Source organism: Pararhizobium sp. LjRoot255, from assembly GCF_964252905.1.
Classification (GTDB): Bacteria; Pseudomonadota; Alphaproteobacteria; order Rhizobiales; family Rhizobiaceae; genus Pararhizobium.
Genome location: NZ_CAXUPQ020000001.1, coordinates 1,554,213 through 1,577,323 on the forward strand (window position 1 = coordinate 1,554,213; position 23,111 = coordinate 1,577,323).

General features: G+C 59.3%; 23 protein-coding genes. 11 read left to right on the top strand and 12 right to left on the bottom strand.

Translation table 11 applies throughout. The features are described 5' to 3' along the window. Positions 1-113: 113 nt before the first annotated feature. Complete coding sequence (gabD, locus tag ACSQ2W_RS07670) at positions 114-1,568, bottom strand: NADP-dependent succinate-semialdehyde dehydrogenase (protein ID WP_436087702.1); 1,455 nt, start codon at positions 1,566-1,568, stop codon at positions 114-116. A 279-nt stretch (positions 1,569-1,847) separates the two neighbouring features. Between gabD and ACSQ2W_RS07675 the strand changes: the two genes are divergently transcribed. After that, positions 1,848-2,450 (top strand): nitroreductase family protein, encoded by a 603-nt coding sequence (locus ACSQ2W_RS07675; protein ID WP_436085724.1) that lies wholly within the window; start codon positions 1,848-1,850, stop codon positions 2,448-2,450. Between the two features lie 67 nt (positions 2,451-2,517). On the opposite strand, the gene gyrB is transcribed toward ACSQ2W_RS07675, so the two are convergent. The 5 genes from gyrB to ACSQ2W_RS07700 form a co-directional block, all read right to left on the bottom strand. Further along, complete coding sequence (gene gyrB, locus ACSQ2W_RS07680) at positions 2,518-4,986, bottom strand: DNA topoisomerase (ATP-hydrolyzing) subunit B (protein ID WP_436085725.1); 2,469 nt, start codon at positions 4,984-4,986, stop codon at positions 2,518-2,520. A 117-nt stretch (positions 4,987-5,103) separates the two neighbouring features. Continuing rightward, positions 5,104-5,478, bottom strand: coding sequence for a helix-turn-helix domain-containing protein (locus ACSQ2W_RS07685; protein WP_436085726.1), 375 nt, complete (start codon positions 5,476-5,478; stop codon positions 5,104-5,106). Further along, the gene (locus ACSQ2W_RS07690; RefSeq protein ID WP_436085727.1) at positions 5,475-6,032 is read right to left on the bottom strand and encodes a Smr/MutS family protein; all 558 of its coding nucleotides are present in this window, start codon (positions 6,030-6,032) and stop codon (positions 5,475-5,477) included. Before ACSQ2W_RS07690 ends, ACSQ2W_RS07685 begins: the two co-directional genes overlap by 4 nt. Further along, positions 6,025-7,134 carry a murein transglycosylase A gene (gene mltA / locus ACSQ2W_RS07695; RefSeq protein ID WP_436085728.1) on the bottom strand — a complete coding sequence of 370 codons (1,110 nt, stop codon included), beginning with the start codon at positions 7,132-7,134 and terminating at the stop codon, positions 6,025-6,027. The genes ACSQ2W_RS07690 and mltA overlap by 8 nt, the downstream gene beginning before the upstream one ends. 13 nt (positions 7,135-7,147) lie before the next feature. Further along, a complete protein-coding gene (locus ACSQ2W_RS07700) occupies positions 7,148-7,840 on the bottom strand; it encodes a Tim44/TimA family putative adaptor protein (protein ID WP_436085729.1) in 693 nt (230 codons plus the stop codon). A 138-nt stretch (positions 7,841-7,978) separates the two neighbouring features. On the opposite strand from ACSQ2W_RS07700, the gene ACSQ2W_RS07705 reads away from it, so the two are divergent. After that, positions 7,979-8,491, top strand: coding sequence for an FxsA family protein (locus ACSQ2W_RS07705; protein ID WP_436085730.1), 513 nt, complete (start codon positions 7,979-7,981; stop codon positions 8,489-8,491). Between the two features lie 77 nt (positions 8,492-8,568). Further along, positions 8,569-9,060: a protein-export chaperone SecB gene (gene secB / locus ACSQ2W_RS07710; protein ID WP_436085731.1), complete on the top strand. Its 492-nt coding sequence runs from the start codon at positions 8,569-8,571 to the stop codon at positions 9,058-9,060. Between the two features lie 54 nt (positions 9,061-9,114). Here the strand turns inward: secB and dnaQ are convergent, their stop codons facing one another. Genes dnaQ through ACSQ2W_RS07735 form a run of 5 tightly spaced genes read right to left on the bottom strand, consistent with a single transcriptional unit; the run spans position 9,115 to position 12,720 of the window. Continuing rightward, positions 9,115-9,822: a DNA polymerase III subunit epsilon gene (dnaQ, locus tag ACSQ2W_RS07715; protein ID WP_436085732.1), complete on the bottom strand. Its 708-nt coding sequence runs from the start codon at positions 9,820-9,822 to the stop codon at positions 9,115-9,117. After that, a complete protein-coding gene (gene coaE / locus ACSQ2W_RS07720) occupies positions 9,822-10,415 on the bottom strand; it encodes a dephospho-CoA kinase (protein ID WP_436085733.1) in 594 nt (197 codons plus the stop codon). Before coaE ends, dnaQ begins: the two co-directional genes overlap by 1 nt. Beyond that, positions 10,412-11,272 (bottom strand): shikimate dehydrogenase, encoded by an 861-nt coding sequence (locus ACSQ2W_RS07725; RefSeq protein WP_436085734.1) that lies wholly within the window; start codon positions 11,270-11,272, stop codon positions 10,412-10,414. The genes coaE and ACSQ2W_RS07725 overlap by 4 nt, the downstream gene beginning before the upstream one ends. Continuing rightward, positions 11,265-11,864, bottom strand: coding sequence for a Maf-like protein (locus ACSQ2W_RS07730; RefSeq protein WP_436085735.1), 600 nt, complete (start codon positions 11,862-11,864; stop codon positions 11,265-11,267). The genes ACSQ2W_RS07725 and ACSQ2W_RS07730 overlap by 8 nt, the downstream gene beginning before the upstream one ends. A gap of 31 nt (positions 11,865-11,895) precedes the next feature. Next, positions 11,896-12,720: a pyruvate, water dikinase regulatory protein gene (locus ACSQ2W_RS07735; RefSeq protein WP_436085736.1), complete on the bottom strand. Its 825-nt coding sequence runs from the start codon at positions 12,718-12,720 to the stop codon at positions 11,896-11,898. A 404-nt stretch (positions 12,721-13,124) separates the two neighbouring features. Between ACSQ2W_RS07735 and hemE the strand changes: the two genes are divergently transcribed. From hemE to ACSQ2W_RS07775, 8 genes are all read left to right on the top strand, one after another. Then, the gene (hemE, locus tag ACSQ2W_RS07740) at positions 13,125-14,159 is read left to right on the top strand and encodes a uroporphyrinogen decarboxylase (RefSeq protein WP_436085737.1); all 1,035 of its coding nucleotides are present in this window, start codon (positions 13,125-13,127) and stop codon (positions 14,157-14,159) included. Next, positions 14,156-14,695, top strand: a complete 540-nt coding sequence (hemJ, locus tag ACSQ2W_RS07745) for a protoporphyrinogen oxidase HemJ (protein ID WP_436085738.1) — start codon at positions 14,156-14,158, stop codon at positions 14,693-14,695. Before hemE ends, hemJ begins: the two co-directional genes overlap by 4 nt. A gap of 193 nt (positions 14,696-14,888) precedes the next feature. Continuing rightward, a complete protein-coding gene (gene rho, locus ACSQ2W_RS07750) occupies positions 14,889-16,154 on the top strand; it encodes a transcription termination factor Rho (protein ID WP_436085739.1) in 1,266 nt (421 codons plus the stop codon). Positions 16,155-16,339: 185 nt separating this feature from the next. Continuing rightward, positions 16,340-17,659: a tRNA uridine-5-carboxymethylaminomethyl(34) synthesis GTPase MnmE gene (gene mnmE, locus ACSQ2W_RS07755; RefSeq protein ID WP_436087703.1), complete on the top strand. Its 1,320-nt coding sequence runs from the start codon at positions 16,340-16,342 to the stop codon at positions 17,657-17,659. A 96-nt stretch (positions 17,660-17,755) separates the two neighbouring features. Continuing rightward, entirely contained in the window at positions 17,756-19,639 is a 1,884-nt protein-coding gene (mnmG, locus tag ACSQ2W_RS07760) for a tRNA uridine-5-carboxymethylaminomethyl(34) synthesis enzyme MnmG (protein WP_436085740.1), read from the top strand. Further along, a complete protein-coding gene (gene rsmG / locus ACSQ2W_RS07765; protein ID WP_436085741.1) occupies positions 19,636-20,274 on the top strand; it encodes a 16S rRNA (guanine(527)-N(7))-methyltransferase RsmG in 639 nt (212 codons plus the stop codon). Before mnmG ends, rsmG begins: the two co-directional genes overlap by 4 nt. 14 nt (positions 20,275-20,288) lie before the next feature. Then, entirely contained in the window at positions 20,289-21,083 is a 795-nt protein-coding gene (locus tag ACSQ2W_RS07770; RefSeq protein WP_436085742.1) for a ParA family protein, read from the top strand. A 44-nt stretch (positions 21,084-21,127) separates the two neighbouring features. Continuing rightward, on the top strand, positions 21,128-22,015 hold the full coding sequence (locus ACSQ2W_RS07775) for a ParB/RepB/Spo0J family partition protein (RefSeq protein ID WP_436085743.1): 888 nt from the start codon (positions 21,128-21,130) through the stop codon (positions 22,013-22,015). A gap of 59 nt (positions 22,016-22,074) precedes the next feature. Here ACSQ2W_RS07775 and holA read toward each other — a convergent pair whose 3' ends face one another. Next, positions 22,075-23,109, bottom strand: coding sequence for a DNA polymerase III subunit delta (holA, locus tag ACSQ2W_RS07780; RefSeq protein ID WP_436085744.1), 1,035 nt, complete (start codon positions 23,107-23,109; stop codon positions 22,075-22,077). Positions 23,110-23,111: the final 2 nt, after the last annotated feature.

Genomic DNA, 23,111 nt, shown 5'->3' on the forward strand with positions numbered 1-23,111 from the left:
CACCTGTGAAGCAGTTTCCGTCGATGCCGGCCCGCGAATTCTGGTCATGAGCCAGAAAAAACAAAGGCCAACAGGATTTCTCCAGCCGGCCTTGCCAGTTCATATGCCTATGTTCATGCGATGCCGCCGAGGCAGACATATTTGATCTCGGTGAATTCCTCGATGCCGTATTTCGATCCTTCGCGACCGAGGCCGGACAGCTTGACGCCGCCGAACGGTGCTTCCGCCGTCGAGATCAGGCCGGTATTGACGCCGACCATGCCGTATTCCAGCGCTTCGGCGACCCGGAAAACGCGGGCGAGATCCTTGGCATAGAAATAGGATGCGAGACCGAACTCGGTGTCGTTGGCCTGCTCGATGACGTCGGCTTCGTCCCTGAAGCGGAACAGCGGCGCTAAGGGCCCGAAGGTTTCCTCGCGCGCCACCGCCATGTCCTTGGTGACATCGGCCAGGATCGTCGCCTCGAAGAAGGTGCCGCCGAGTGCATGTTTCTTGCCGCCCTGCAGGATCCGCGCGCCCTTGGACATTGCATCGGCGATATGCTCCTCGACCTTTGCGAGCGCTGCCTTGTCGATCAGCGGTCCGAGGATGACGCCTTCGTCAAAACCGTTGCCGGTCTTCAGCTTGCCGACGGCGGTTGCCAGCTTTTGGGCAAAGGCGTCGTAGACGCCGTCCTGCACATAGATGCGGTTGGCGCAGACGCAGGTCTGGCCGTTGTTGCGGTATTTGGCGATCAGCGCGCCTTCGACGGCGGCATCGAGATCGGCATCATCGAAGACGATGAACGGCGCATTGCCGCCAAGTTCGAGGCCGAGTTTCTTGATGGTCGGGGCGCTCTGCTTGTAGAGTTCGGTGCCGACCTCGGTCGAACCGGTGAAGGTCAGCTTGCGCACCACCGGGTTCGACGTCATCTCGCCGCCGATCGCCGAAGCCGAGCCGGTGATGACGCTGAACAGGCCTTTCGGCAGTCCGGCGCGTTCGGCGAGAACCGCAATGGCGATCGCCGAGAACGGCGTCTGCGAGGCGGGCTTCAGGACCATGGCGCAGCCTGCAGCAAAAGCCGGGCCGGCCTTGCGAGTGATCATCGCATTCGGGAAGTTCCACGGCGTTATCGCGGCGACGACGCCGATCGGCTGCTTCATCACCAGGATACGCTTGTCCGGCTGGTGGCCGGGGATCATGTCGCCATAGATGCGGCGGCCCTCCTCGGCGAACCACTCGATGAAACTCGCGCCGTAGACAATTTCGCCGGTGGCTTCCGCAAGCGGCTTGCCCTGTTCCAAAGTCAGGATGCGGCCGAGGTCATCCTTGTTCTCGATCATCAGGTCGTACCATTTGCGCAGAACGGCGCAGCGCTCCTTGGCGGTACGCGCCGCCCAGCCCTTCTGCGCAATCCGCGCCGCTTCAATCGCCGCCTTGGTTTCGGCGGCGCCCAGCTTCGGCACACGGCCGATGATTTCGCCGGTCGCCGGATTGTTCACTTCGATCGCGTTTTTCGGGTCGGCATCGACCCAGTTTTCGCCGACAAGAGCGGCCTGGCGAAACAGCGAAGGGTCTTTCAAGGTCACAGTCATCAGCGGCATTCCTTTGCTTCGGAAAAATCTACAGAACTTATACAACTTTTTTCTGGTATTCGACAATGGCTCTCGACGGCGTTTCTGCGTCCTCTTTCCGCCATTCGAATTATACCCCATCCACTCCAGTTTGGCCTTTTGTCTTCACGCTGGAAACGGTCCGTCGCCATACCGCACCCTAGTGGGGACTCACTCCGCCACCATATACGGACTGCGTCCGTTTTCATCGAACGTTGCACCTCCAACTTCCGACCTCCCAGACAGGAATTTGTCATGACAACCTCCAGCAACTACCGCCAGGCCGATTATCCGATCGAGCCGAGCTTTCTAAACCGTTGGTCGCCGCGCGCGTTCACTGCTGAGACCATCTCCGAAACCGAGCTCCTGACCGTCCTGGAGGCTGGGCGCTGGGCGCCGTCGGCCTACAATTCGCAGCCCTGGCGTTTCGTCTATGCGCTCCGCGGCACCGAGCAGTGGAACCGCATCTTCCCGATTCTCAATGAGTTCAACCAGGGCTGGGCCAAGTCCGCTTCGGCGCTCGTCATCATGGTCTCGAAGACCCATTTCGCGGCGCCGGGAACGACCGAAGAAAAGCCATCCTACAGCCACAGCTTCGACACCGGCGCCGCCTGGGGCGCGATCGCCCATCAGGCCCAGCTCCTTGGTTTCCAGGCGCACGGCATGACCGGCTTGCATTTCGACAAGGCCGTCGAAATCCTCGGCATTCCGGACGGCTACCGCGTAGAGGCCGCCGCGGCCATCGGCCGTCTCGGCAACAAGACACAGTTGCCGGACTATTTGCAGGCAAGCGAAACCCCGAGCCCGCGCCGTCCGCTGGCGGAAATCGCCTTCAACGGCATCTTCGGCGCCGAATAAACTCTAGAAAACGAAACCACGCCTTCTTGCGGAGGCGTGGTTCCGAAGTTCCAGCAATTTGCCCGGATCAGATATCGAGGTTGGCGACGCTGAGCGCGTTTTCCTGGATGAAATCGCGGCGCGGTTCGACTTCGTCGCCCATCAGACGCGAGAACAGGCCGTCGGCGTCGGTCGCGTCGGCGACCCTGACCTGCAGCAGCGAGCGGACGTTCGGGTCGAGCGTCGTTTCCCAGAGCTGCTCGGCATTCATTTCGCCAAGACCCTTGTAACGCTGCATCGACAGGCCCTTGCGGCCGCTGGCAAAGATCGCGTCGAGAAGTGCGCGGGGGCCGCTGATTTCCAGCGCACCGTCCTTGCGGCGCAACGTCGGCGGATGCCCGTAGATCTCTTTCAGGCGCGGGGTCAGCTGGTCGATGTGGCGCGCGTCGGATGAGCCGATCAGCGCCATGTCGAGCGAGGCCACTTCCTTGACGCCGCGCACCATCCGCTCGAAGCGCAGCCCACCATCGCCGCCGACCACGGCCGTCCAGCCGCGTTCCGTTTCCTCGGCGATCAGGTCGAGGCGCTTCGCGACCTCGGCTGCTGTTGCTTCCGACTGCTCGGTGTGCTGGTTGAGTTCCGGATTGAGCGCTCCGGCAATCGCCGCCTGCTCGACGACGGAACGGCTGTAACGCGAATGCAGACCTTCGACCAGCGAGCGCAGGCGCAGCGCGTCGACGATCACTTCGCGCAGGTCCTGGCCGGCCCGGACCTCGCCGGAGCCAAGCTCAAGGGCCGCATCCTCGAGGCCCATGGAGATCAGATATTCCTCCAGAGCCTTTTCGTCCTTCAGATACTGCGCCGACTTGCCGCGCGCGACCTTATAGAGCGGCGGCTGGGCAATATAGAGATGGCCGCGCTCGATCAGCTCCGGCATCTGCCGGAAGAAGAAGGTGAGCAGCAGCGTTCTAATATGGGCGCCGTCGACGTCAGCATCGGTCATGATGATGATCTTGTGATAGCGCAGCTTTTCCGGATTGAACTCGTCCTTGCCGATCGAGGTGCCGAGTGCCGTGATCAGTGTGCCGATTTCCTGGCTCGATAGCATCTTGTCAAAGCGGGCGCGCTCGACATTGAGGATTTTACCGCGCAACGGCAGGATCGCCTGGTTTTCGCGCGAGCGACCCTGCTTGGCCGAACCGCCTGCCGAATCCCCTTCGACCAGGAAGAGTTCGGACTTGGCCGGATCCCGTTCTGAACAATCGGCCAGTTTTCCCGGCAGTGAGGAAATATCCAGCGCGCCCTTGCGGCGGGTGAGTTCGCGCGCCTTGCGCGCTGCTTCGCGGGCCGCAGCCGCCTCGACAACCTTGCCGACGAGGATTTTCGCGTCGCCCGGATGTTCTTCCAGCCAGACGCTCAGCGCTTCGTTGACGAGGCTTTCGACCACCGGGCGGACTTCCGAGGAAACCAGCTTGTCCTTGGTCTGCGAGGAGAATTTCGGATCCGGTACCTTGACCGAGAGAACCGCCGTCAGACCTTCGCGGCAGTCGTCACCGGTCAGCGTCACCTTTTCCTTCTTCATGATGCCGGAGCTGTCGGCATAGGAGACGATCTGGCGGGTCAGCGCGCCGCGGAAACCGGCCATATGCGTGCCGCCATCGCGCTGCGGAATGTTGTTGGTGAAGCAAAGCACGTTCTCGTGGTAACTGTCGTTCCACCACATGGCGACTTCGACGGTGATGCCGTCCTTTTCACTGCGAATAGAGACAGGCTTCGAGACCAGCGGCTTCTTGGCGCGGTCGAGATAGGCGACAAAGGCTTCGAGACCGCCGTCGTAGATCATCTCGTCCTGGCGGATGTCGGAATGGCGCTTATCGGTGAGCAGGATGTGGACGCCGGAATTCAGGAAGGCCAGTTCGCGCAGCCGGTGCTCGAGCGTGCCATAGTCGAACTCGACCATGGTGAAGGTGTCGCCGCTCGGCAGGAACGTCACTTCCGTGCCTGTTTCGCCGTTGCTGTCGCCCACGACTGCCAGTGGCGCATCGGCAACGCCGTGCGTAAAGGACATCTCATGGATCTTGCCCTGGCGCTTGATCCGAAGCTTCAGCTTTACCGAAAGCGCATTGACCACCGAGACGCCGACGCCGTGCAGACCACCGGAGACCTTGTAGGAATTCTGGTCGAATTTGCCGCCGGCATGCAGCTGCGTCATGATCACTTCGGCAGCCGATATCCCTTCGCCAGTGTGAATGTCGGTCGGAATGCCGCGGCCATTGTCGGTAACGGTTACCGAGCCATCGGCATTCAGCGTCACGGTGACGATGTCGGCATGGCCCGCCAGCGCCTCGTCGATCGCGTTGTCCACGACCTCATAGACCATGTGGTGCAGGCCGGAGCCGTCGTCAGTATCACCGATATACATGCCCGGCCTTTTGCGGACAGCATCGAGACCTTTCAGGACCTTGATGGAATCGGCACCATATTCGGCGTATGCGCCGGCTTCGGTTTCAGGCAAATCGGTCATTCGGCTATAAGTCTTTCCAGGTTTTGATGCCATGTCTTCGGAGATCGGATTCCGTGCGAATCAGCCCTCGATGGCGCTCCCCGAATATAGGGATTTTGTCCAGAGTTCCAAATCCCGTGCAGCCTGAAAGCGGCAGAATTCCGGGGATCATCAGAGTTCCTTATCAGCAAACCGGCCTTTTTCCAAAACATCTTCCAGCATGCGGATGGTTTCGCCAGATAAGCTACGGATGCGGCCCGCGAGCCGGTTGGCAAAAGCCGTGTGGGCGGGCGACAGGCCGGAGGTGTCGAGTACGACTTTTGGATCGGAAAGTGCAGCCAGGCCGAAAAGCTCGTCGGCATCATCCCAGATGACGTTGAAATATCCCGCGACCCTTTGCAGGAACTCAAAGCTCGGCGCGCCGCGTTTTCCATGCTCCAGCGCCGAGAGATAGGCAGGCGATACGCCGATCGCGACCGCCATCTGTTTCTGCGAGACACCTCTCAGCCCCCGCAGCCGGTGCATCGCTTCGCCAAAGGGCGTCATGGCGTCGAACCCATCGGCTTCGACAGGCGGACATAGAGCGCGCCCTCGCCGCCGTGGTTGCGTGCTGCCGGTTCATAAGAGGAAATCAGCACCCGGAATTCGGGTAGCGAAAACCACATCGGCACCGCCCGTTTCAAGGCACCGTCGCTGCCGAGCGACGTCCCCTTGCCGGTGATGACGAGCACGTGCCTCAAGCCCCGCTCATGCGCGCGCAGGAGAAAATGCAATAGAAACCCATGCGCCTCGTTTTGGATCATGCCGTGCAGGTCGATCCGCGCCTCGATCGGCAGATGGCCTTTTGCCAGTTTGCGTTTGACCGGTTTTTCGAGAGGATGATGGACACGCGGGCGCTTCACAGCTTCCGGGGCGCCGCCGAAAGACTCCGCCAGCGATTTTCCTTCCCTGATCACGGGCGGCGGCAGCTTTTCAGGTTCCGGCACCGGCTCTTCGAATTCGGCAAGCTCGTCCATGCGGCCGGGCAGCGGACGGGTGGTGCGGGCAACCTTGCCCCACAATATCCGGTCCTCGCTGGTAAGCTTCTTGATCCTAGCCATGGTCGTATCTTGCCGCTGCGGCCTTCGGAATGAAAATGAAAAAGTCGGCCTCGTTGCGCACGGCCCCAGCCAGGCGCCCGGCATCGTCACCAGAGCCGGTGAAGATATCGCCGCGAGCCGGGCCGACGATCGCCGAGCCGGTATCGAGCGCCAGCATCAGCCGGCGGAACGGCTGGCCGTCATCGATCGAGGTCAGGCTGTCGCTCGAGATGAAGAAGGGAACGCCGAAGGTATGAATAAGGCGGTCGACCGCGAGCGAGCGGCCGGGTTCCAACGCCACCTTCGCCGCTGCGACGGGCCCGAGTCCGGCATCATCGACCTCCGCCTCGCGAAAGAAGATGAACGACCGATTGTTCCAGAGCACCTCGTCAGCCTCATCCGGATGATCATCCAGCCACTTGCGGATCGACTGCATCGAGACGGTCGCCGCGTCGATCTTGCCCCGCTCGATCAGCAACCTTCCGGTCGCCGAAAAATAATGCCCGGTCTTTGCCGCATAGGTGATGCGCTTCATCGATCCATCAGGAAAGACCAGCCGGGCCGCGCCTTGCACATGGGCGAAGAACACGTCGACCTTGGACTTCGCATAGGCGATCTCCAGTCCGCGTCCGGCAAGAAAGCCCTGCTCGATCGCCTTGCGATCCGGATGTTCGCCAACGACACCGTCCTTCAATTGGCCGAAGGCGAAATACGGGTCCAAACCATCCGGCCGATTGTTATCGTCGATATCAATGAGGTCGGCCGGCCGGCGGTAGAAGGGAAAGCGGAACGTCTCGTCCGGCCTCGCGCTGACGAGGACTTCGGGTTCGTAAAAAGCCGTGACGAAACCAGGCCTGCCGTCCCTGCGGACGATCTTGAACGGGACGAAGTGCTCTTCGAAGAAAGCGCGCGCCGCGCTTTCGGTCCGTATCTCAACTGTCGATGCCGCCGCATAGGCCGGCATCAGGTCGGCGGACGAGACGCCGAGCGATCCTGTCTTGTGCGGTTTGACGGCTGCGACTTGTCGGCGACAGCGCCTGAGGGCAGACAGCAAAGGCAACGGATTGTCGTCGTGCCAACCGGGGAGGCCGGAAAAGTCGATCCGCTGCAAATCGAAATCCATCGCCCGGTCCCGATCAGTTTTCGGATTCGGTGGCGATCAGCTTCCAGTTCGGATCGCGCGAGCGGATGTCGCGGGCAAAGGTCCAGAGATCGTTGACTTCAGAGACGGCCTCAGCGTCGCCATCGACGATGGCCCCGGATCTGTCGTAGGTCGCGGAAATCAGCTGACTGATAATGCGCAGCGTGATGTTGGCTTCGCTGTCCTTGATCTCGGCATGCACCATGTCGGCCTTCTCGATGCCAACGAAGGTGGATTTGACCACTTCGCCCTTGCTTTCGCGCTCGGAAATCGCGGCATCGAAACCTTCATAGACCTCGCGGGACAGAAGACCTTTGAGCGTCTTGCGGTCGCCGTCGGCAAACGCCATGACGATCATTTCATAGGCCATCTTGGCGCCATTGACGAACTCCAGCGGGTCGAAATTCGGATCGGCATCGTTAATGCGGCGCAGTGCATCATTGAGCGGCGTTCCGGCCTTGGTGAAGGCATCGATATCGGCATAACGTGTAATGTCCTCGCCGGCGCCATCGCGGCGGGGAAGTTGCACGACCTTGCCGGTTGCTTCCGGGGCGGCCTCGCGAGGCGAATAGGGATCAACGGGCGGACGTTCGTTTCCGGTCCTCTTGCCCAGCACGCTGCGCAACTGGAGGAAGATGATCACCGCGGCGACCAGGAAAAACAATGTGATGAAGTCGAAAGAGCCCATTTCCACCCAGAACCGCTGTTAAAATGCCGTGCAATCATCCCATATAGTCTGCATGGCACGATCATTCAAATGACTATATCACTTCTTTGCACTTGCCGGTCCAACAGGGACGGGCTGCATTCACATTAAGTGGACACCATGCGCGCTCTGATCATTCCGCTGCTTTTTCTTTTGATGCCGCTTGCAGAGATCGCGGCCTTCATTTTCGTTGGCCGCGAAATCGGTGTCGGCATGACGTTGCTTATGGTGCTGGCAAGTACGATCGCCGGTGCCGTTCTCCTGCGTACCCAGGGCATAGGCGCGTTGCGGAAAATTCATGAGGCCGCGCAGACCGGCACCGACCCTGGGCGGCAGCTCGCGCATGGCGCAATGATCGTGATCGCCGCATTCCTGCTGATCATTCCCGGCTTCATCAGCGATGTCATTGGGCTGCTGCTTTTCATTCCAGCTGTCAGGGATCTCGGCTGGTCGCTAATCAGGAACCGGCTGACAATCGTGACGACAGGGGGCGGATTTTCGCGGGGGCCGGACCCCGACCGCGGTTCGCCACACCGATCCGGCCCGCAGGTCATCGACCTCGATGAAGACGAATTTTCCCGCACCAATGGCCGCGGCCGCACCGATCCGAACGAGCGCGACCGCCTGAAGTGAGAGGCGCTCCGGGTTGTAAGCCCCGGTGCGAAGTGCTAGATGGCCTCACCAAATTCATGTCCGAAGGAAAAGGCCTTATGACCGATACCGCATCCACTCCCAACGGCGGCGCTACAGAGAGCCCGTCCCTGAACATCCTGGCGCAGTACATCAAGGACCTTTCGTTTGAAAATCCGGGTGCGCCGCGTTCGCTTCAGGCCCGCGACAAGGCCCCGTCGATCAACATCAATGTCAACGTCAACGCCAATCCGCTGTCGGATGCCGAATTCGACGTCGTGCTGACGCTGAACGCCGAAGCCAAGGACGGCGACAAGATGCTGTTCAACGTCGAGCTCGCCTATGGCGGCGTCTTCCGTGTCACCGGCTTCCCGCAGGAGCACATGCTGCCCCTGCTCTTCATCGAATGCCCGCGCCTGCTCTTCCCGTTCGCCCGCCAGATCGTTTCCGATGCAACGCGCAACGGCGGCTTCCCGCCGCTGATGATCGACCCGATCGATTTCGCCCAGATGTTTGCCCAGCGCATGGCTGAAGAAAAAGTCCGGGCGCAGGTCTCCGCCAACACGAACTGATCCGGTTCCTGTCGCGTGTGAATTGAATGATGCCCGGTCTTCGACCGGGCATTTTCATTTGGCGGGTTCGTATTTCGCCCAGATGGCCTTCGCACCCATTTTAGCGATGAGCGCGGCATGCGCTTCGATTTCTGCAATGCTCAACCGGGAGCCGAGCTGCTGCGGCCTTTGCCCGGCGACGATGATGACCTCGCCGGTTTCGACGGCCGAGCCACCGCGGTTCTCACCTGACAGAAGGCCAAGTGCAGCCTGCCTGCCGCCGATCATCTCGATATAGACTTCCGCCAAAAGCTCGGAGTCGAGCAACGCGCCGTGCTTGGTCCGGTGAGAGTTGTCGATCCCATACCGCCGGCAGAGCGCATCGAGCGAATTCGGGCCCATCGGGTGTTTGCGGCGGGCCAGCGCCAATGTGTCGGTCACCAGATCATTGGCGATCGCCGCCAGGCCGAGCCGGGCAAACTCGGCGTTCATGAAGCCCATGTCGAAGGTCGCGTTGTGAGCCACCCAGCGGGCATTGCCGAAAAATTCGAGCAGTTCGGTGACGATGCCGGAGAAGTCAGGCTTGTCTTTAAGGAACTCGTCCGAAATGCCATGGACCGCCAGAGCGTCGGGATGCACCTTCCGGTCGACGGGATTGATATAGACGTGAAACGTCCGGCCTGTCGGAAAATGATTATCGAGTTCGATGCCGCCGATTTCAATGACGCGGTCCAGCCTGTTATCGAGGCCCGTCGTTTCCGTATCGAAGATGATTTCGCGCATCATAGCCTCTTCTGGGTAGTCACGTGCCGGACGATCGCCGCAACTTGGGCGCGGGTCGAATCAAACTCACCACTGGTATCGATGATGTAATCCGCTTTCGCACGTTTTTGGGCATCTGGAACCTGGCGGGAGAGAATGAGGGCGAATTTTTCCTCCGTCATCCCCGGCCTTTTCATCACGCGGTCCCTCTGGGTCGCCGGATCGCACGTAACGACCACCACCGCATCGACACGGTTCTCCGCCTTCGTCTCGAACAACAGCGGGATGTCGAGCAGGACGAGCGGTGATTTTTCTGCGCGGTGACGGGCAAGGAACGCTCTTTCCGCCTTGCGCACAAGCGGATGAACGATGGCTTCGAGCGTCTTGAATAAGGCCGGATTTTCTGAGAGCTGCCGGGACAGTTCCTTCCTGTCGACGACACCCGCCACCGTCGCTCCCGGGAACACCGCCTCTATCGGCGCGACCGCCTCGCCCCGATAGAGCGCATGCACGACGGCGTCCGCGTCGTTTACAGGCACGCCGAGATCCGCGAACATTTGCGCGGCGGTCGATTTGCCCATGCCGATCGATCCTGTCAGTCCCAGAATGATCATGCGTGCCGCGCCATGTCGTCAATGATGATCTGCCGCAGCGTCGCATCAACCTGCGGTCTCTTGCCAAACCATTTTTCAAATCCGGGGGCTGCCTGGTGCAGGAGCATGCCGAGACCATCAACGATCTTATGACCCTGTGCTTCGGCTTGCCGCAGGATCGGCGTCTTCAATGGGACGTATACGATATCGGTCACGACGCTACCGGGTCGCATCATCGCGAAGTCGATGGCGGGCGCCTCTGATCCGTCCATTCCGAGAGACGTGGTGTTGATGAAAAGGCCGGCGTCTTGCATGACCTCCGCCAAGGCCTCCATCGGCTGCGCATGAACCGCCGGTCCGAACCGATCGGCCAGTTCCTGTGCCCGGGCTTGCGTGCGGTTGACCACATGAATGGTCTTGACGCCGCGATCGCGCACCGCCTGGATCACTGCCCGGCTGGCGCCGCCGGCACCGAGGACGATCGCGGTGTCGCATCGATCCCAGCCCGTGGAGCGTTCGTCGAGATTAGCCGTGAAACCATAACCGTCGGTATTGGTCGCATGCACCAACCCATCCTCGACCCACAGCGTATTCGACGCACCGAGTTCGGTGCTCAATGCGTCCGGCCGGTCGGAAAGGGCGAAGGCCATTTCCTTGTGCGGGATGGTGACATTGCCGCCGATAAAACCGGACCTGCCATTCCGGAGCGACGCGATGAAAGCCGGAAAGTCGTCCGGGGCGACTTCGTACGCCCGGTAGCTTCCTTCGAGACCAAACTGTTTCAGCCAATAACTATGGATCAAAGGCGAGCGGGAATGCTTGACGGGATAGCCGGCGACGAAGGCATGGTTAACAAATGTTTCACGTGAATCACGCATCGATCACTCGCAAATCCCTGAGTTTCGCCAGAAGCGGCAGCATGGGCAGACCGAGGATCGTGAAATAATCACCTTCGATCCTCTCAAAAAGCTGGATGCCCTCGCCCTCCAGCTGATAGGCCCCGACGCTCGACAGGGCCTTTGCCCCGACGCGCTCGAGATGCTGCTCGACGAAGCCAGCGCTTAGCGCCCGAACCGTCATCCGGGCACAGGAAACGTGTTTCCAGAGGATACCGGTGCCGCGGGTCAAGACGATCGCGCTGTTCAGCTGGTGGGTCTTTCCAGAGAGCGACAGCAGATGCTCCCTCGCCTCATTCATATCCTTGGGCTTGTGATAGACGCGCTCGCCAAGCGACATGGTCTGGTCGGAACCAACAATGATATCATATGGAAGGGTTTCCCCGACGTTGCGTGCTTTCGCCTCGGCGAGGATGAGCGCCATCTCCTCTGGCGGGAGATGCTGCTGCTCCATCTGACTTTCGATCGCCCGTTCATCGATCTCGGCCGCCATCGCTTGAAAACGGATACCGGCATTCTCCAGCAGCATGCGCCGGAAGGGGCTCGCCGAAGCGAGGACAAGAGAGCCTGCCATTGTCTTCCTATCCTGATTGACCGGATTCGCCTTAACGCAGCCGCGGTCTCAGGGCAACAATTGCCGCCGCCGTTTCCTCGATAGACCGGCGGGTCACGTCGATCATCGGCCAGTTGTTGCGGGTGCAGAGCGATCGCGCATATTTCAGTTCCTCGGCAATCGAGGCTCTGTCAACATATTCTTCTGCGCGGAAATTATGGGATGCTGTTCCAAGCACCCGGTTCTGCCGCACCTGGGAAATCCGGTCGACGGTCGCGATCAGTCCGACAACCAGCGGCCTCGTCGCCTCCATCAGCCGGTCCGGCAGCGGGACGCCGGGCACGATCGGGATATTGGCGGTCTTTATGCCACGATTGGCCAGATAGATGCTGGTCGGCGTCTTCGAGGTCCGGCTGATGCCGACCAGCACGACATCGGCATCGTTGAAATCTGCGGGCATCTGGCCGTCGTCATGATCCATCGTGAAATTGAGCGCATCGATGCGCGCGAAATAGTCGGCATCCATCACATGCTGGGCGCCGGACCGCCGCCGCGATGTCGTGCCGAGATAGGACTGGAAGAGATCGATGATCGGGTCGAGCACCGAGACACACGGCAGCCCCATCTCCTTGCAGGCCGCATCGATGATATCGGCCAAGTCCCGGTCAACTATCGTATAGAGCACTATCCCCGGCGCGCCGTCCACCGCCTCCATCACCTGCATCAACTGCTTGCGGTTCCTGATCAGCGGATAAACGTGCTCAAGCGCATGCGACGACTGAAACTGTGCGGCCGCTGCCCGGCCCGCCGCGATCAGCGTCTCGCCGGTCGAATCGGAGATCAGGTGCAGGTGGAAATAATTTTTATGGTTCTCCACGCTATTCTCCGGAGGTTGTTGATAAACCGGGACAGCCACAGCTAAAGGCGGCCGCGTTTCAAAGGCAAGGGGAAAACCGGCGAGTTATTCACAATCCGGATTCTTGGGAAGCTGATTTCCAGCCCTTGTGGACAAGACTCATGGTTGGACAAAATGTCACGTTCGTCCACCGCTTATCCACATTAAACCGCAGGCGGAGAATAAGGCTCAAGAATTTGAATCCTTGATCGTTTTCTGGATTATCCCCATTCCTTTGGGAAAGATCGTCAATGCAATTCAGTCATCGGCCCGATCGCGACCAAATGTGGAAAGGGACCGGATGGCTTTTAATCCTTGATAGTCACCGACTCTAAGAAATAGAAACCTTAGATAAATGATTTCTTTTATATTGGGAGAACGTCTCGGTGACCGCGAAAACCCGCAAGGTGTTACAGGTGTTGAATGGTGAAACCCTGTCACCTCCCCCCGTCTGGTTGATGCGGCAGGCGGGCCGTTATCTTCCCGAATACCGCAAGACGCGCGCAACAGCTGGCAGCTTCCTCGATCTCTGCTATTCACCGGAGCTTGCTGTCGAGGTGACGTTGCAGCCGATTCGGCGGTATGGTTTTGACGCTGCCATTCTGTTTTCCGACATCCTTGTCATTCCCGATGCGCTGAAGCGTAACGTGCGCTTCGAAGAGGGGCATGGACCACACATGGATCCGATCGATGCGGCGGAAATCGCAAAGCTCGATGTCCGGCCCGTTTCCGATCACTTGAAGCCGGTTATCGAAACGGTGCGGCGCTTGCGTCAGGAATTGCCTGATGAAACGACGCTGCTCGGCTTCTGCGGTGCGCCCTGGACGGTGGCGACCTATATGATTGCCGGCCACGGAACGCCGGACCAGGCGCCCGCGCGCTTGTTTGCCTATCGCTATCCGCAAGCCTTCCACCAGTTGCTGGCGACGCTTGCCGATGTCTCGGCGGATTACCTTGTCGAGCAGATTGATGCCGGCGCCGACGCGGTGCAGATTTTCGATTCCTGGGCAGGCGTTCTCGGCGAGGACGAGTTTCTGCGTTATGCTGTTAAGCCCGTTCGCCGGATGATCGACAGTGTTCGCGCTCGCCGGCCGCATGCCAAGATCATCTGCTTCGCGAAGGGTGCCGGTATTCTGCTCAAGGATTATCGCCAGGGAACCAGTGCCGATGCGATCGGTCTCGACTGGTCAGTCCCGCTTTCCTTTGCCGCCGAGCTTCAGAAGGATGGTCCGGTGCAGGGTAATCTCGACCCAATGAGGGTGGTGGCCGGCGGCCAGGCCCTGGACGAAGGCATTGACGCGATCCTGCAAGCCCTCGGCAATGGTCCGCTGATCTTCAATCTCGGCCATGGCATTACGCCGCAGGCTGATCCGGAAAACGTCTCCCGTCTCGTCTCTCGCGTGCGCGGAGCAAGGCAATGAGCGAACGGCAGACCGCTGCGGGTCCCGGGAGCAAGGCCCGGGCGCGCGCCTCAATCGTGATCGCCCTGTTCCTGGCGCTGCTCGCCACATTGTTTCTCTGGCAGCCCGACAACCTCTATCTCTGGATCAAGGCCCTGCACCTCATTGCCGTGATGTCCTGGATGGCCGCGCTGCTCTACATGCCGCGGCTGTTCATCTATCACACCGATGCGGCGCCCGGTTCGGAACAGTCCGAAACGTTCAAGGTGATGGAGCAGCGGCTGTTGAAGGTCATCATGAATCCGGCAATGATGATCACCTGGGTGCTCGGGCTCTATCTCGCCTGGAGCGTCTATGGATTTCAGGGCGGGTGGCTGCATGCGAAGCTGTTGCTCGTGGTTATCCTGACCGGCGTCCATATCCTGTTCGCCCGTGCCGTGCGCGCGTTTGCGCGGGATGAAAACACCCGCAGTGCCCGGTACTGGCGGCTGATGAACGAAGCGCCGACCCTCTTGATGATCCTGATCGTCATCATGGCAGTGGTGAAACCTTTTTGATTCATGTGCGTTCAAGAGGAAACTTCGGGTAATTTCTCCAGACCCCTTGCGGCGCATCGAGTGAATCGCTATTTTCCCGCCACCTCCTCTTTCGTGGCATATGTAAACGTTACGAGTCTGCCCCTTCCCGCCGCAGCTCCCCTTACATCAGACACGCCGATTTTCCTTTCGAATTCCAAGTGTGGTCCCCTTCATGGCTGAAATGAAGCTACAAGAACTTAAAAACAAATCTGCGACCGATCTGTTGGCCTTTGCCGAATCGGTCGAGGTCGAGAACGCCAGCGTCATGCGCAAGCAGGAACTGATGTTCGCGATCCTGAAAATGCTTGCGAGCCAAGATATCGAGATCATCGGTGAAGGCGTCGTCGAAGTGCTGCAGGACGGCTTTGGCTTCCTGCGCTCCGCGAATGCCAACTATCTGCCGGGTCCGGACGACATCTACATTTCCCCCTCGCAGATCCGCCGCTTCTCGCTGAAGACCGGCGATACTGTCGAGGGCCCAATCCGCGGGCCGAAGGAGGGCGAACGGTATTTCGCCTTGCTCAAGGTCAATACGATCAATTTCGAGGATCCGGAAAAAATCCGGCACAAGGTGCATTTCGACAATCTGACGCCGCTCTATCCGAACGAGCGCTTCAAGATGGAGCTTGAGGTCCCGACCTCGAAGGACCTCTCCGCCCGCGTCATTGACCTGATCGCCCCGCTCGGCAAGGGCCAGCGTGGCCTGATCGTCGCGCCGCCGCGAACCGGTAAGACGGTTCTGCTGCAGAACATCGCCCATTCGATCACCGCCAACCATCCGGAATGCTACCTCATCGTTCTCCTGATCGACGAGCGGCCGGAAGAAGTGACGGACATGCAGCGTTCAGTGAAGGGCGAAGTCGTATCGTCGACCTTCGACGAGCCGGCAACGCGCCACGTCCAGGTGGCCGAGATGGTCATCGAAAAGGCCAAGCGGCTTGTCGAGCACGGTCGCGACGTCATCATCCTGCTTGATTCGATCACCCGTCTCGGTCGCGCCTACAACACGGTCGTGCCGTCATCGGGCAAGGTGCTGACCGGCGGTGTCGACGCCAACGCCCTGCAGCGGCCGAAGCGCTTCTTCGGTGCCGCCCGTAACATCGAGGAAGGCGGCTCGCTGACGATCATTGCCACGGCCCTGATTGATACCGGCAGCCGTATGGACGAAGTCATCTTCGAAGAATTCAAGGGCACCGGTAACTCGGAAATCGTGCTGGATCGCAAGGTCGCCGACAAGCGCATCTTCCCGTCTATGGACATCCTCAAATCCGGTACGCGCAAGGAAGACCTTCTTGTGCCGCGCCAGGACCTGCAGAAGATCTTCGTGCTTCGCCGTATCCTTGCGCCGATGGGCACCACCGACGCGATCGAGTTCCTGATCGACAAGCTGAAGCAGACCAAGACCAATGGTGATTTCTTCGATTCGATGAATACCTGATCGACTCGATCAATTTCCAGACAAGGCCCAGGTTCAGCCTGGGCTTTCGTGTTTTCAGCCATCGATATCTTAGCCGGAGTCATGGCTGTGTAACGCGCAGTGAAACGCTATATGGCGTATAATCGCGCCTGTTATCTGGTCCGAGCGAGGATGTTGCGGCGGTGAACCATCAACACGATCAAGCAGTGGCAGACACGATCTATGCCTTGTCCTCCGGCGGACTTCCGTCCGGCGTGGCCGTGATCCGTATCAGCGGTCCGCAGACAAGATCGGCTCTCGAACGGTTGTGTGGATCGCCACCTCGGCCAAGACAGGCGACGCTGCGACTGGTTCGCAATCGTAACAATGATGTGCTTGATCAGGGGCTGGTGCTTTATTTCCCGGCGCCCGCTTCTTTCACGGGAGAGGATTGCGCAGAACTCCAGGTCCATGGCGGGCGCGCCGTGATCGATGCCATTCTGGCCGAGCTCTCCGTTATTCCCGGACTGAAACATGCCGAGGCCGGCGAATTCTCGCGGCGCGCCTTTCACAATAACAAGCTCGACCTTGTGGAGATAGAAGGCCTCGCTGATCTGATTGCCGCGGAAACCGAGATGCAACGGCGCCTTGCACAGGAACATTCGAGCGGACACCTCTCGGCCCTTTATCAGGGTTGGGCGCGCCGGCTCGTCCATGCAAGGGCAATGATCGAGGCCGAGCTTGATTTCGCCGACGAGGACGATGTCCCGGGCTCCGTGGCAGAGTCGATCTGGGTGGATATGCGAGCCCTGCGCAATGCGATCGACGAGCATTTGGCCGGTGCCGGCACAGCGGAGATCATCCGCGACGGCCTGAAAATCGTGATTGCCGGCGAGCCGAACGCCGGCAAATCGAGCCTGCTCAACCATCTTGCCCGCCGCGATGTTGCCATCGTCACCGATATAGCTGGCACCACCAGGGACGTGCTGTCGGTCGATCTTTCCTTAGCCGGATTCGCTGTTCGTCTGTTTGATACCGCCGGCCTTCGGAGTACCGATGACGTGGTTGAGAAAGAGGGCGTCCGGCGTGCCTATATGACCCTTGAGCAGGCAGACGTCATCCTGCTGCTAGCGGACGCCCCGGGCGGATTTCCGGTCATGGGGGGGGCGAACGCGGCCAAGCCGGTGATTCGCGTCGGCACCAAGATTGATCGGAATGGCAATTTGTGGGATAAGGCTGACGCCGATGTCCTGATATCGACGATAACGGGCGAGGGGATTGACCGGCTTATCGAACAATTGAAAAGCCACCTGCCCGACCTGTCGGGTCAAACAGCATTGTCCTTGCCGTCCCGCAAGAGGCAAGTCAGTTGTCTCAGGCAGGCGCGCGATGCGATCGATATGAGTTTGGCGCAATCTAATCGCGGCCTTGATATTCAGGCGGAGTATCTGCGGCAGGCGGGCGATGCGCTTGGCAGAATTACTGGGCGGGTCGATGTGGAAGACCTGCTGGATGTGATTTTCTCGGAGTTCTGTATCGGCAAATAGGTTGCTACCGCCAATACAACGTGTGCGAGTCTCATCGGATGTTTCACGTGAAACGATTCGGACCCGATTTGATACCGTGATGGAGACGGTTTTGGTATGATTGATTACGATGTCATTGTCATTGGCGGTGGCCACGCGGGCGGCGAAGCGGCCAGTGCGGCCGCTCGTTTGGGCGCGCGAACTGCACTCGTCACGCACAAACGCGACACGATCGGCGTGATGTCGTGCAATCCGGCGATTGGCGGCCTTGGCAAGGGTCACCTCGTTCGCGAGATCGATGCGATGGACGGGTTGATGGGCCGCGTCGCTGACGCTGCCGGCATCCAGTTCCGTCTGCTCAATCGCCGCAAGGGTCCAGCCGTTCGAGGCCCGCGCACGCAGGCTGATCGAAAGCTCTATCGACTCGCGATGCAGGCTGAGATTCAATCCATCGAAAACCTGGATGTCATCGAAGGTGATGCCTTTGATCTCCGGCTTCGGGACGGCCGCGTTAGTGGCGTCGTTCTCGCTGACGGACGTTTGCTCAGTTGCGGCGCTGCCGTGCTGACAACGGGGACGTTCCTGCGCGGTCTTATTCATATCGGCAATCGGAAAATTGCTGCGGGTCGCGTGGGAGAGGCGCCGTCAGTGGGCCTGTCTGCCACGCTTGAAGGCTTCGGTCTGCGGCTCGGCCGTTTGAAGACCGGTACGCCGGCCCGATTGGACGGAAAGACGATCGATTGGCAATCGATCGGCCGTCAGAGCGCGGACGAGAATCCCGTGCCGTTCTCGTTCATGACCGACCGTATTGCCAATAGACAGATCGATTGTGGCGTCACGCGCACCACGGCGGCAACCCATCAAATCATCGCCGACAACCTTAGTAAATCCGCGATGTATTCCGGCCAGATCGAAGGCATCGGGCCGCGCTATTGTCCATCAATTGAAGACAAGATCGTCAAGTTTGGCGAGCGTGACGGCCACCAGATCTTTCTCGAGCCGGAGGGTCTGGACGACGATACCGTCTATCCCAATGGCATTTCGACGTCGCTGCCCGAAGATGTTCAGGACGCGTTCATTCGCACTATACCGGGTTTGGAACGGGTCTCAATCCTGCAGCCGGGCTATGCCATCGAATATGATCACGTCGATCCTCGCGAACTTTCTGCATCGCTGGAAGTGCGGAAAATCCGCGGTCTGTTCCTTGCTGGCCAGATCAATGGCACAACCGGATATGAAGAAGCCGGCGCCCAAGGACTGGTGGCGGGGCTTAACGCTGCCTTGCTTTGCGGCGGAAGCGCCGCCTATCAGTTCAGCCGAACGAACTCTTATATCGGCGTGATGATTGACGACCTCACATCTCGGGGGGTTGCCGAGCCGTATCGTATGTTCACGTCTCGCGCGGAATACCGATTGTCCCTGCGGGCTGACAACGCTGATGTGCGGCTTACACCTGAGGCGCTATCTCTCGGTTGCGTTTCAACTGCGCGCGCGGAGAAATTTGGAAAGTGGATTGCAGCGATCGAGTCCAGTCGCCGGATGCTGAAGTCCCTCACGGTAACGCCGACGGAAGGCCGGGCTCACGGCTTGAAGCTCAATCTCGATGGCCAACGGCGTTCTGCTTTTGAACTCCTGTCCTACGCCGAGCATAGCGTCCAGACACTCAGCACCGTTTGGCCAGAACTCGCAGCGATGGAGACAAAGCTGGCCGAAGCGTTGGAAATTGATGCGACCTACGCGGTCTATATGGACCGGCAAGCCGCGGACATTGCCGGCGTCCAGCGGGAAGAAAGCCGGCTCATTCCAGACGAGTTTGATTTTCAGTCGCTGTCGGGCCTTTCCAACGAACTGAAGCAGAAACTCAACACGGCGAAGCCCCGCAATCTTGCCCAGGCGATGAAGGTCGATGGCATTACTCCCTCCGCCATCTCCTTGATCCTTGCTCATATTCGCAAGACCGAGCCGGCATCGGTTGCATATTCCAGACAGGCAATTCAATGAATACGAGTCCATCGCAGGAGCTGAACGGATTGCGTGTTTCACGTGAAACGTCCGAGAAGCTTGAGCATTTTGCCGCGCTTTTCCAGAAATGGGCAAAGTCGATCAACCTGGTCGCGCCGTCGACCTTATCCGCTTTCTGGCAACGCCACATCGCGGATAGTGCGCAAATCTTCCAGCTATTCCCAGGGCCGAAGCGATGGGTCGATCTCGGCAGCGGCGGTGGATTTCCCGGCATCATCACTGCCATTTTTCTCGCGGAGTTGGGTGATGGATGGGTTCACCTGGTTGAAAGCAACAACAAGAAGGCGGCTTTCCTTCGCGTCGCCTTGACCGAAACCGGCGCGCGCGGCTCCGTGCATGCGATTCGCATCGAGGATGCCATCACGATTATCCCGGAATGCGATGCAATCTCCGCCAGGGCGCTCGCGGATCTGCCTCAATTGCTGGATTACTGTGTGCCGTGGATGATGGCCGACAGCAAACCGCACGCGTTTTTTCACAAAGGCCGGGATTACCAGCAGGAAGTCGACAATGCCGTTGGCCGGTTTCAATTTGATCTGGTAAAACACAAAAGCGTTATCGAGCCGGATTCTGTGGTTCTCGAAATTGCAAATCTTTCGCGGAAAATACAATAACGGCGGACCGTGGCATGACAGGCGAAAAGAACCGGATCATCACCATCGCCAATCAAAAGGGTGGCGTCGGAAAAACCACAACGGCAATCAACCTTGCAACGGCCCTGGCGGCGATTGGTGAAAAGGTTCTGATTGTGGATCTCGACCCGCAGGGCAACGCCAGTACCGGCCTGGGGATCCAGCGACGCGATCGCAAGCTCTCATCCTATGAACTGATGATCGGCTCGCACGGCGTTGATGAGATCGCCCAGGAGACGGTCGTTCCCAATCTGACGATCATTCCATCGACCATGGACTTGCTTGGCGTCGAGATGGAGATTTCCCGCGAAAACGATCGCGTCTTCCGGCTGCGAAAGGCGTTGGCCTCTCCCGAAGCGCTTGCATATTCCTATGTTCTTGTTGATTGCCCGCCGTCTTTTAACCTCTTGACGATGAACGCTATGGCCGCGGCACATTCGGTGCTGGTGCCGCTTCAATGCGAGTTCTTCGCTCTGGAGGGGTTAAGCCAACTGCTTGAAACCGTCGATCAGGTTCGCCGTTCCGTCAATCCGGCGCTGGATATCCAGGGCATCGTTCTGACGATGTTTGATTCGCGTAACAATTTGGCCCAGCAGGTGGTCAATGATGTGCGGACCCATTTGGGTGAAAAGGTCTACCATACGCTGATTCCGCGTAATGTCAGGGTTTCCGAGGCCCCATCCTATGGCAAACCGGCGATCCTTTACGACCTGAAATGCGCCGGCAGCCAGGCTTACCTTCAATTGGCATCCGAAGTAATTCAGCGCGAACGGCAGCGGAAGGCTGCCTGACCGCGATCGATTCGACATCGTAACGATAGGTGTGAGTGCAGACGATGAATGACGATAATTCGAGAAGAAGACTTGGACGTGGCCTTGCCGCCTTGATTGGCGAGATGGACCAGCCTCTGCAGGCCAGTGGTCCAGTTGCACCTGTCAATGCTGACCGGCGCATTCCAATCGAATTTGTCGCCCGTAACCCGCGCAACCCGCGCCGCTCTTTCGATGAGGCAGAACTGCAGGATCTGGCGAGCTCGATCCGTCAACACGGTATTGTCCAGCCGGTCGTTGTGCGCACGATTGCCGATGAACGCTATGAGATTATTGCCGGAGAACGCCGCTGGCGCGCGGCGCAGCTCGCTGGATTTATCGATATCCCGGTGATTGTCCGTGATGTGGATGACCGGACGGCATTGGAGATCGCGATTGTCGAAAACGTTCAACGATCCGACCTCAATCCGCTGGAAGAGGCCCTCGGTTACGACCAGCTGATCGCCGAGCACGGCTATACCCAGAATGATCTTGGCGAAATCATCGGCAAGAGCCGCAGCCATGTCGCCAACAGTCTTCGTTTGCTGAAGCTGCCGGAACCTGTGCGCGATATGCTCTCCTCCGGCACGTTGTCCGCCGGTCACGCGCGAGCCCTCATTCCGACGTCCGACCCGGTCAGCTTGGCGCGCTCGATCGTCGCGAAAGGCATGTCCGTGCGCGACGCGGAGCGGTTGGCGCAGAACGATATCCGCGCCCAGAACGACCCCAACTACGGCAAGCCGTCTCACAAGGAGGAAAAGGATGCCGACACGCTTGCGCTGGAAAGAACGCTCTCGGATAGCCTCGGTCTCGACGTGACCGTCAGCCACAAGGCGACCGGCGGTCAGTTGCGCATTTCCTACAAAACGCTCGATCAGCTTGAGGAAATCTGCCGTCTGCTTGAGCGGCGCTAATATTGTTTCGGATTCGAAACATATATGGAATCTGGTTATATATCAATCTGATAAGAAAGTTATCGCCGCGCCGACTGCAAGGTGATGGCCAAGAGTGTCTGCATGGCGATGCTGTCTTCCAGGCTTTGCCGGGCGCGGCTCTGGAAAATTGCCGTTTGCAGTCGGCCGAGTTCCCTGCGGATCGCGGGTAAAGTCCAGGTCTTCAGCGCTGCTTCGACAAGCGGCTTGCGGCGGAAATGGATGTGGCGGCCCAGCGTCGCGACAACTTGGCTCGGTTGCTGGCGCTTGTCGTCCATCTCCGCCCGCATCAGGTCGAGAAGCTGAAACTGCTTCAGGCAGGCCTGTAACACGAGGAAGATTGCCGTCTTTGAGGCCGTTATCTTGCGGATGGCATGCTGCAGACCGTCGACATCGCCCTTGAGGACCGCATCGATTGCGTCATCGACCGAAATGGCGCTGGCATCGCCAACGATCTCGGACACGTGTTCCTCTTCGATCATACTCAAGCCGCGGCAGTAGAGCGCCAGCTTGCGGATCTCGTTGCGGGAGGCAATGCGATCGCCGCCCAGCGCCTCATTCAGCCGCTCCCGCGCCGCCGGGGTAATCCGCAAGCCTTCCTGGCCGAGTTCCTGGTCGATCAGGCTATTCAATGCGCGCGCATCATCGCTGTAACAGGCAACGGAAACAACCGAACGGGCGGTTTCGCCGATCTTTCGGACGCCGGTCCCCTTCTTGAGGTCGCCAGCCTCGATGATTACGTAACTGCCGCCAGGGGGGTGCTGCGCCAATGCGGTGAAACTATCGACAAGCGCCTTTTCGGTGCCTGACGCACGGATCCAGACGAGTTTTTCACCGCCGAAAAGACCGATCGTATTGACCTCGTCCAGCAGACGACCAGGGCTTTGCTGCAGGTCAGAGCCATCGAGTTTGATCAGCGAGAAGGGATCGTCGAGCGCCACGCCACTCTTTGCGGCGATCTGGCCGGCGCGTTCGGAAACAAGGCCGCGATCCGGTCCATAGACGAGATAGAGCCTGTTGTCCTTGAGCGGACGCTGGAGAATCCCATCGAATTCATGCGCCTTGATTTCGGTCATGC

Bases quoted from the DNA above. Each gene is read 5' to 3' on its own strand.
- ACSQ2W_RS07675 (WP_436085724.1), top strand. From the start codon at position 1,848: ATGACAACCTCCAGCAACTACCGCCAGGCCGATTATCCGATCGAGCCG.
- gyrB (WP_436085725.1), bottom strand. From the start codon at position 4,986: ATGGCATCAAAACCTGGAAAGACTTATAGCCGAATGACCGATTTGCCT.
- ACSQ2W_RS07685 (WP_436085726.1), bottom strand. From the start codon at position 5,478: ATGACGCCCTTTGGCGAAGCGATGCACCGGCTGCGGGGGCTGAGAGGT.
- ACSQ2W_RS07690 (WP_436085727.1), bottom strand. From the start codon at position 6,032: ATGGCTAGGATCAAGAAGCTTACCAGCGAGGACCGGATATTGTGGGGC.
- mltA (WP_436085728.1), bottom strand. From the start codon at position 7,134: ATGGATTTCGATTTGCAGCGGATCGACTTTTCCGGCCTCCCCGGTTGG.
- ACSQ2W_RS07700 (WP_436085729.1), bottom strand. From the start codon at position 7,840: ATGGGCTCTTTCGACTTCATCACATTGTTTTTCCTGGTCGCCGCGGTG.
- ACSQ2W_RS07705 (WP_436085730.1), top strand. From the start codon at position 7,979: ATGCGCGCTCTGATCATTCCGCTGCTTTTTCTTTTGATGCCGCTTGCA.
- secB (WP_436085731.1), top strand. From the start codon at position 8,569: ATGACCGATACCGCATCCACTCCCAACGGCGGCGCTACAGAGAGCCCG.
- dnaQ (WP_436085732.1), bottom strand. From the start codon at position 9,822: ATGCGCGAAATCATCTTCGATACGGAAACGACGGGCCTCGATAACAGG.
- coaE (WP_436085733.1), bottom strand. From the start codon at position 10,415: ATGATCATTCTGGGACTGACAGGATCGATCGGCATGGGCAAATCGACC.
- ACSQ2W_RS07725 (WP_436085734.1), bottom strand. From the start codon at position 11,272: ATGCGTGATTCACGTGAAACATTTGTTAACCATGCCTTCGTCGCCGGC.
- ACSQ2W_RS07730 (WP_436085735.1), bottom strand. From the start codon at position 11,864: ATGGCAGGCTCTCTTGTCCTCGCTTCGGCGAGCCCCTTCCGGCGCATG.
- hemJ (WP_436085738.1), top strand. From the start codon at position 14,156: ATGAGCGAACGGCAGACCGCTGCGGGTCCCGGGAGCAAGGCCCGGGCG.
- rho (WP_436085739.1), top strand. From the start codon at position 14,889: ATGGCTGAAATGAAGCTACAAGAACTTAAAAACAAATCTGCGACCGAT.
- mnmG (WP_436085740.1), top strand. From the start codon at position 17,756: ATGATTGATTACGATGTCATTGTCATTGGCGGTGGCCACGCGGGCGGC.
- rsmG (WP_436085741.1), top strand. From the start codon at position 19,636: ATGAATACGAGTCCATCGCAGGAGCTGAACGGATTGCGTGTTTCACGT.
- ACSQ2W_RS07770 (WP_436085742.1), top strand. From the start codon at position 20,289: ATGACAGGCGAAAAGAACCGGATCATCACCATCGCCAATCAAAAGGGT.
- ACSQ2W_RS07775 (WP_436085743.1), top strand. From the start codon at position 21,128: ATGAATGACGATAATTCGAGAAGAAGACTTGGACGTGGCCTTGCCGCC.
- holA (WP_436085744.1), bottom strand. From the start codon at position 23,109: ATGACCGAAATCAAGGCGCATGAATTCGATGGGATTCTCCAGCGTCCG.